The 7736-nt window shown below is 43.1% G+C and carries 6 protein-coding genes; 4 read left to right on the top strand and 2 right to left on the bottom strand.

The annotated features are described in order from the left end of the window. Nucleotides 1–344: 344 nt before the first annotated feature. Nucleotides 345–1730, bottom strand: coding sequence for a S1C family serine protease (locus AE2B122_RS14155; RefSeq protein WP_175074483.1), 1386 nt, complete (start codon nucleotides 1728–1730; stop codon nucleotides 345–347). Nucleotides 1731–1908: 178 nt separating this feature from the next. Here AE2B122_RS14155 and AE2B122_RS14150 point away from each other — a divergent pair, with 178 nt between their 5' ends. From AE2B122_RS14150 to AE2B122_RS14135, 4 genes are all read left to right on the top strand, one after another. Further along, the gene (locus AE2B122_RS14150) at nucleotides 1909–2601 is read left to right on the top strand and encodes a response regulator transcription factor (protein WP_175074482.1); all 693 of its coding nucleotides are present in this window, start codon (nucleotides 1909–1911) and stop codon (nucleotides 2599–2601) included. Then, nucleotides 2598–3914: a cell wall metabolism sensor histidine kinase WalK gene (locus AE2B122_RS14145; protein ID WP_175074481.1), complete on the top strand. Its 1317-nt coding sequence runs from the start codon at nucleotides 2598–2600 to the stop codon at nucleotides 3912–3914. Before AE2B122_RS14150 ends, AE2B122_RS14145 begins: the two co-directional genes overlap by 4 nt. A gap of 100 nt (nucleotides 3915–4014) precedes the next feature. Beyond that, complete coding sequence (gene typA / locus AE2B122_RS14140) at nucleotides 4015–5841, top strand: translational GTPase TypA (protein WP_095220110.1); 1827 nt, start codon at nucleotides 4015–4017, stop codon at nucleotides 5839–5841. Nucleotides 5842–5949: 108 nt separating this feature from the next. Further along, the gene (locus tag AE2B122_RS14135) at nucleotides 5950–6252 is read left to right on the top strand and encodes a YkvA family protein (RefSeq protein ID WP_175074480.1); all 303 of its coding nucleotides are present in this window, start codon (nucleotides 5950–5952) and stop codon (nucleotides 6250–6252) included. A 76-nt stretch (nucleotides 6253–6328) separates the two neighbouring features. On the opposite strand, the gene AE2B122_RS14130 is transcribed toward AE2B122_RS14135, so the two are convergent. Then, nucleotides 6329–7720: a sucrose-specific PTS transporter subunit IIBC gene (locus AE2B122_RS14130; RefSeq protein ID WP_175074479.1), complete on the bottom strand. Its 1392-nt coding sequence runs from the start codon at nucleotides 7718–7720 to the stop codon at nucleotides 6329–6331. Between the last annotated feature and the right edge of the window lie 16 nt (nucleotides 7721–7736).

The following is a 7736-nucleotide window of genomic DNA, read 5'->3' as shown; positions in this document are numbered from 1 at the left end:
AACCGAACTATATTGTAAATCTTCATAAGAAAATTTGCATAAGTTCGGTCTTTTTGATTAGTTGTCCATCCTAGCGGAGTGTTCTCCGAAGCGGCGCTCAAGAATAACATTCGGTTTTAAGCAATGGGGATTTAGTTATGTCTCAGCCTCTTTATGCAAGGCTTTATATTACAAGAATAATACGTAAACAGCCTTATAAAAAAAGCGATCACCCGTGCAGTTGGGTAATCGCTTTTTCCTGATAAGCTCTGGGGGGAGCGTAGTTGGCCGCTAAAATGACATTTTGGGGATATCATGTTTTTGTTAAGGGTGCGGCCGCCATCTATCTGATCAATAAGCAACGCTTATTGTTGTTGTTGTGTAGATTGATCGGACTGTGTTGTTTGTTCCTTCGCTAAAGTTAGCTTTGTTGTTTCCTTCTTCCCATCACGGTAATACGTAACGGTTACCTCGTCGCCGATATTTTTATCGGAATAAAGGTAAGAGCGCAAATCGACCATGCTGGTAATATCTTGATCATCGATTTTTGTTACAACATCGTATTCCTGCAGACCAGCATCTGCTGCAGGAGAGCTTTCTACTACTTGAGCGAGTACAACACCTTGTGTCACGTCTTCAGGAAGGTTCAATGTTTCCTGCGCATTTACTTGCGGTACTTGATCCAAGCTGACTGCACCAATTCCAACGTAAGGACGTTCTACTTTGCCAGTTGACTCAAGTTGGTTAATGATTGGTTTAGCTGCATCAATCGGAATGGCAAACCCAATACCCTCGACTTCTTCTTGGGCAATCTTCATAGAATTGATGCCGACGATTTCACCGTTTGCGTTTATCAATGCACCGCCACTGTTACCAGGGTTAATAGCTGCATCTGTTTGCAATACTTCTGTTACCCAATCCTCTGTACCATCATTATTGGAATCAACCGCTACAGAACGATCCAGTCCACTGATGATACCTTGTGTCACAGAACCAGCAAATTCAGCTCCTAATGGGTTACCGATAGCAATCGCTTGCTGTCCGACAGTCAGGTCATCTGAAGTACCGAATGTTGCAACTTGATCTACATTTGTACCATCGATTTGCAATACTGCTAGATCACTGATTTCATCAGATCCTAGTAAGGTTGCCTTTTCCTTTTGTCCGTTAGAAAGGGTTACTTCCAAGCTGGTTGCACCATCGACAACGTGATGGTTAGTAACGACGTATGCTTTGCCATCTTCTTTTTTATAAATGACACCGGATCCGGATCCTGCTTCTTCGGACTCAGAGAATAAATCCGTCTGCTGCAGATTTTCAACGCCTACCACTGCTGCAGATGCGTCTTGTATAGCGGTGGTTAGGTTTTCGGTGCTTGTTTGTGTTGCTAATGTCTGGTTACTTGATTTTGTCGTTGATGTGTTATTCGTTCCCATAGTTGCTGGGCTTGCTGCATTAGAGCTGAAGGATATGACATTCGTGAATACGAGCACTGCAACAATTGCGAGTACCAATATCCCACCCGCAATCCCGCTGACGAAGCTCGTCCATACCTTGCCTTTTTGTTTTGGTTGCTGCGGCTGATTGATTGGTTCGTCTACTTGAATAGCTTGTCTGTATTTCGACAGTTCTTCTTCGTTTTCGGAAAGTGAGTTCGTTTCATCCGGGTAGGAGTTTTCCTGTTCATATGAAGAAGAGCGCTGCTGATCATCTGGATACTCATTGTATGGTTTGTCATTGTCTCTGTTCATGTAAGACACCTCTTTCGTGTTGTGTGTTCGTTGTTCTATACTACACATTCTACTGTCTGGATTTGGCATCTTTTCGGAGCAATTATGTAAAATATGTGGAATGGACAAATAGCAGGAAAGTCTTTTCTTTTTGCGATTTTGTGGGAAAATAACCGTAGAGAGGAAAGGAGTCGATCAAATGTCACATCATATAATCGTTGTCGAAGACGATCACAATATAAGAAATATAGTAGAAGCCTATCTAAAAAAGGAGGGCTATCAAATCAGCGTGGCGGAAACAGCAGAGCTTGCGCTTGAGATTGCAGATAAAGAAACGCCGGATATGTGGATCATGGATATCATGCTTCCGGGCATGGACGGATACGCACTTTGTAATAAGATTCGTCAAACGAGTGAGGTGCCGATCATCATCATTTCAGCTAAAGATGAAGAAATCGACAGAATTCTTGGCTTGGAGCTTGGCGGAGATGATTATTTGACCAAACCTTTCAGCCCGAGGGAATTGGTAGCACGTGTAAAGCGTCTGTTTAAAAGATGGAATCCGCAGACAAAACAAGAAACACAGCAAGTGAAACAAATGGATCTCCAAGCAGGTAACCTGCAGCTGCAATTAGGCGAACGCCGCATTTACTGGCATGAAGCAGAAGTAGAAGTAACAGCGAAGGAATTCGAAATGCTCGTAATCCTTGTGCAGAACCCAAACCGTGCCTTTTCACGTGATGAATTGCTGACACAAGTATGGGGCGAGGATTATTTCGGCAGCGATCGAGCTGTTGATGATTTAGTAAAACGACTTCGCAAGAAAATGGACGGTATTCCGATTGAAACAGTCTGGGGCTTTGGATATCGGTTCAGGATGAACGAAGAATGAGACTGAAGACACAACTGAATATTGCATTTACAACTTTGCTTATTATTGTGATGGGGTTCACAGCAATTACTTTGTACTCGCAGCTGAAGGGTTTGCTTGTTACGAATGAGACGAGACAGCTGGAGGAAAGCGGACAGCTTCTGCTTACATCGATTAGCGGTGTAGAAACCATTCCTGCTGGTACACTAGATAATATACTTAATAAATTGGATCTCAAAATGTTCCTTTATGATGAAGAAAAAGAGGAATTGACCTATACGAACCTTGTGCGATCAGACGCAGAAAGATTTGCAGAAAAGTACGATACGGATCCAACTCAAAAGAATACAATTTGGCAAGATAATCGAAACAGTTATGTAGTCAAATCCATAGCAACTAGCGAGAATCAAAACATGGTCATTCTCCGTCCGATACGTGAATTGGAAGAAGTGCAGGAAAGTTTCTTCCAACGCATCTTTCTTGTATTTTTGATTGGCGTCATGATAGCCATCTTAATCAGCACGTACTTGACACAGCGTCTGGTGAAACCACTCACAGAATTGAAATATCAGCTGAAGAAAATTCAACGGCGTGAATTCGATAATATTAAATCGGTCAAAGCAAGCGGTGAAATCAAAGAAGTAGAGCAAAGTGCAATCGAGATGGCTAAAGAATTGAATCGTTATATCACCTCTCAGCGCCAGTTCTTCCAAAATGCAAGTCATGAACTGAAAACACCGCTCATGACGATCCAAGGATATGCGGAGGGAATCAAAGATGGTGTCTTCACAGGCAAGGACCAGGAGCATGGGCTTGAAGTTGTTGTGTCAGAAATTAGTCGTCTGAAACAGCTGATTAATGAGATGATTCTGCTTGCTAAGCTTGATAGTGAAGAGGGTATTTATAAAGAAGAATCTATCGAGATCAAGGAGCTTGTCGACTTGACCATAGATCGTGCCTTGCCATTGGCGAGCGATAAAAATGTGAAATTAACCTACAATAAACCTGCAGCAATTGTGATTAATGGGGATAAAGAGAAACTGCTTCGGGCAATGATGAATATAACGTCCAATGCAGTCCGCCATGCTGGAAGTCAGGTGCATATCTCTGTTCAGCCAAGCAGTATCCGGCAAGTCGAGATAACCATTTCTGATGATGGTCCGGGCATTTCAGAGGACTTGCTGCCGAATATGTTCCAGCGCTTTGTGAAAGGTGAAGGCGGGGAAACCGGACTTGGCCTCGCGATTTCCCGTGCAATCGTTGAACGGCATAATGGTATCATTCGAGCAGGGAAGTCTGACTTAGGCGGAGCAAGCTTTACGATAATATTATAATGTTAATGTTTGCCTATCCTATTGTGCCGCACATGAACTGTGGTATAATTAACAGGTTGTAGTCGGATAGGATTACATGAAGAAGAGGAGACATGTATACATGCAATTAAGAGAAGATATTCGCAATATCGCGATTATTGCCCACGTTGACCACGGGAAAACGACTTTGGTTGACCAGTTGCTAAAATATTCTGGTACTTTCCGTGATAATGAGCACGTGGATGAGCGCGCAATGGATTCCAATGACTTGGAAAAAGAGCGCGGTATTACAATTCTTGCGAAAAACACTGCGATTAATTATAACGATACTCGTATTAACATATTGGATACTCCAGGACACGCCGATTTCGGTGGTGAGGTAGAACGCGTACTGAAAATGGTAGACGGCGTTTTACTTGTTGTGGATGCTTATGAAGGCGCAATGCCTCAGACTCGTTTCGTATTGAAAAAAGCTTTGGAACAGAAACTTACTCCGGTTGTAGTCGTGAACAAAATCGACAAACCGAGTGCACGTCCTGAGCATGTTATCGATGAAGTACTTGATCTATTCATCGAACTTGGTGCGGATGATGACCAGCTTGAATTCCCAGTTGTCTATGCGTCAGCATTGAACGGTACTTCCGGTGAAGAGCCTGAAGGACAAGTGGAATCCATGGATGCCATCTTCAAAACAATCATGGACAATATCCCTGCTCCAATCGATAACTCCGATGAAGGCTTGCAATTCCAGGTTACTATCTTGGATTACAACGACTTCCTTGGCCGTATTGGTGTAGGTCGTATCTTCCGTGGTGCCGTTAAAGTCGGCGATCAGGTTGCCCTGATGAAGAAAGACGGTTCTGTGAAGAACTTCCGTATTACAAAACTATTCGGTTTCATCGGTTTGAAACGAATTGAGATCACTGAAGCAAAAGCTGGTGACATTGTTGCCGTTGCTGGTCTTGAGGACATCAACGTTGGAGAGACTGTCTGCTCAGTAAATGCTCAGGAAGCATTGCCGGTTCCACGTATTGACGAACCAACATTGCAGATGACATTCCTAGTAAACAACAGTCCTTTTGCAGGTAAAGAAGGTAAATATATCACTTCCCGTAAAATCGAAGAACGTTTGCTTAACCAGCTTGAGACAGATGTAAGTCTTCGTGTAGATCCAACTGATTCTCCTGATGCTTGGACAGTATCTGGACGTGGAGAGCTTCACCTTTCCATCCTAATTGAGAACATGCGCCGCGAAGGCTATGAGCTTCAATTGTCCAAACCACAGGTAATCCTTAAGGAAATCGATGGTAAAATGTGTGAACCGGTAGAACGCGTACAAGCAGACGTACCGGAAGATTACACAGGTGCTGTTATGGAGTCCTTAGGTTCCCGTAAAGGGGAAATGGTCGACATGATCAACCAAGGTAACGGTCAAGTTCGTCTTGAGTTCCGTGTACCTTCCCGTGGATTAATCGGTTATTCTACTGAGTTCATGTCTCAGACACGCGGATTCGGTATCCTGAACCACACATTTGATGGGTATGAGCCTGTCATTGCTGGTCAGGTTGGCGGAAGAGCGAAAGGTGTACTTGTTGCTCTTGAACAAGGTAAAGCATCCACTTACGGTATCATGAAGCTTGAAGACCGCGGTATCATCTTCGTAGCTCCTGGTACAGATGTATACGCTGGTATGATCGTTGGGGAACACAGCCGTGATAACGACCTTACTGTTAACATTACTGTGGAAAAACACCTAACTAACGTACGTTCAGCAAACAAAGACCAAACGTCCACAATTCGTAAAACACGCGACTTGTCTCTTGAAGAGGCAATCGAGTACTTGAACGATGATGAATATTGCGAAGTAACACCGGAGTCTATCCGTCTTCGTAAGAAAATCCTTAACAAGAACGAACGTGAAAAAGCTACGAAAAAGAAAAAAGCATAAAAAGGAAGCCCAGCATAAATTGCTGGGCTTTTTGCTTACATGTTGTGAAAAATTCCTTTATCCCTTAAAATGTGAATAGCTCTATTTGGGGCAGAAAGGAAGGATGATATGACCAGACTATGGAGCAGGCTCCGTTTTCTGTTCAATTTCCGCAAATCGATTCCATTTCTGAAAGCTTTCTTCACAGCTAAAGAGGTGGCAGCAGCCAAGAAGGTAACAGCAGTTGCATTGATTGTCCTGTACTTTGCTTTCCCATTCGATTTGATACCTGATTTTCTCATCGGAATTGGTATCGTGGATGACCTTGCAGTAGCAACATTTATTCTGCAGCTCATCATTAAGATGGCTCCAGCTCATCTAAAAGACAAGTTTGATGTTGACCGAAACAATAATAAGGTTATAAATATATGAAAAAGCGCCCTGCTGGGCGCTTTTTTAATTTAACCCGTCCACGAGGACGCCTCATGTAATAGAAAAGATGACCGCTTTACAATTTCTTCGGATCTTTATAACCAAACATCCAAGTAAGTGTGAATGCTACTGCCATAGCAACCAAGTTTATCAGGATATAAAAAGGCAGCTGACTATTCAAATAGAGCAGTGTGCCTGGTATGACAGTGATACTCATACCTGTTCCAGCTAAATCGAGTAGGGAAGCAAGGAAACCTCCAACACCTCCGCCAATCAATCCCATGATAAAAGGCTTTACAAATCTTAAATTGATACCAAAGATAGCGGGTTCCGATATACCAAGAAATGCTGAGAAGGAAGATGGTAATGCTAACGCTTTCAATTTAGTATCCTTTGTTTTTAGACCAACTGCAAGACAAGCAGCACCTTGCGCAGCCATACCGCAGGTAATGATCGCATTGAAAGGATTCATCCCTCGATTCTCTAAAAGCTGTATCTCCAGGAAGTTGAAAATGTGATGCACACCGGTGACTACAACGAGCTGATTGAGAGAACCAATCAATAATCCAGCAATTCCGAAAGGTAAATCCAATACAGCCAATGTACTAGTCAAGACAAGATCCTCCAAGGAATGGAAGATTGGACCGATTGCAAACAGTCCTAGCGTGATCATGACAGTCAATGTAAGGAAGGGGGTAAGAATCAAATCGAGTGCTTCCGTTATGCGACGGCGTAATGCTCTCTCTAATTTCGCGCCGATCAGTCCGATGAAGAAAGCAGGCAGTACAGACCCTTGATAACCTACCACAGGTATGAAACCAAATAGAGTGATGGCTTCAGCGGATCCATTTGCTACTTCATAGGCATTGGGTAAGGCAGGATTAACAAGCATCAAACCTAATACAATACCCAAAACAGGGCTTCCGCCAAATACTTTAAAAGATGACCAAGCGACTAGTGCGGGCAGAAAAGCAAAGGCAGTATCAGTTAGAACTTCTGTGAATAAAAGAAAATTTGCGGGAATATCTGCTGGAGCCAAGCCGAATAGATGGAGAATTTGATCCTGTGTCAGCAGACCGCGCAGCCCCATAAATAAGCCGGTCGCGACAAGGACTGGGATAATCGGTACGAAGACATCCCCGAAAGTCCGGATTGCCCGTTGAAAAGCAGAACCTTCCTTTTTACCAGCTTGCTTTACTTCCTGTATAGATGCACCATCAATACCGATTGCCTGAAACTCATCATAGATTTTGTTTACGGTGCCGGTTCCAAAAATGATTTGATATTGCCCAGAGTTAAAGAATGCACCTTTAACCTTATCGATATTTTCAACATTCTCCTTATCAATCTTCTCTTTATCATGTACGACGATACGAAGCCGAGTTGCACAGTGAGCTATAGAGGAAATGTTCTCTTTTCCTCCGATGGCGTTGATGACTTCCTCAGCAATTTTCCTGTTATCAGTCATTTAATATCACCCTTTC

It is taken from the genome of Terribacillus sp. AE2B 122 (genome assembly GCF_902497585.1).
Lineage (GTDB): Bacteria > Bacillota > Bacilli > Bacillales > Amphibacillaceae > Terribacillus > Terribacillus saccharophilus_A.
This window is presented reverse-complemented; position numbering and strand designations above follow the sequence as displayed.

Coding starts and splice junctions, on each gene's coding strand:
- AE2B122_RS14155 (WP_175074483.1), bottom strand. CDS start 1,730: ATGAACAGAGACAATGACAAACCATACAATGAGTATCCAGATGATCAG.
- AE2B122_RS14150 (WP_175074482.1), top strand. CDS start 1,909: ATGTCACATCATATAATCGTTGTCGAAGACGATCACAATATAAGAAAT.
- AE2B122_RS14145 (WP_175074481.1), top strand. CDS start 2,598: ATGAGACTGAAGACACAACTGAATATTGCATTTACAACTTTGCTTATT.
- typA (WP_095220110.1), top strand. CDS start 4,015: ATGCAATTAAGAGAAGATATTCGCAATATCGCGATTATTGCCCACGTT.
- AE2B122_RS14135 (WP_175074480.1), top strand. CDS start 5,950: ATGACCAGACTATGGAGCAGGCTCCGTTTTCTGTTCAATTTCCGCAAA.
- AE2B122_RS14130 (WP_175074479.1), bottom strand. CDS start 7,720: ATGACTGATAACAGGAAAATTGCTGAGGAAGTCATCAACGCCATCGGA.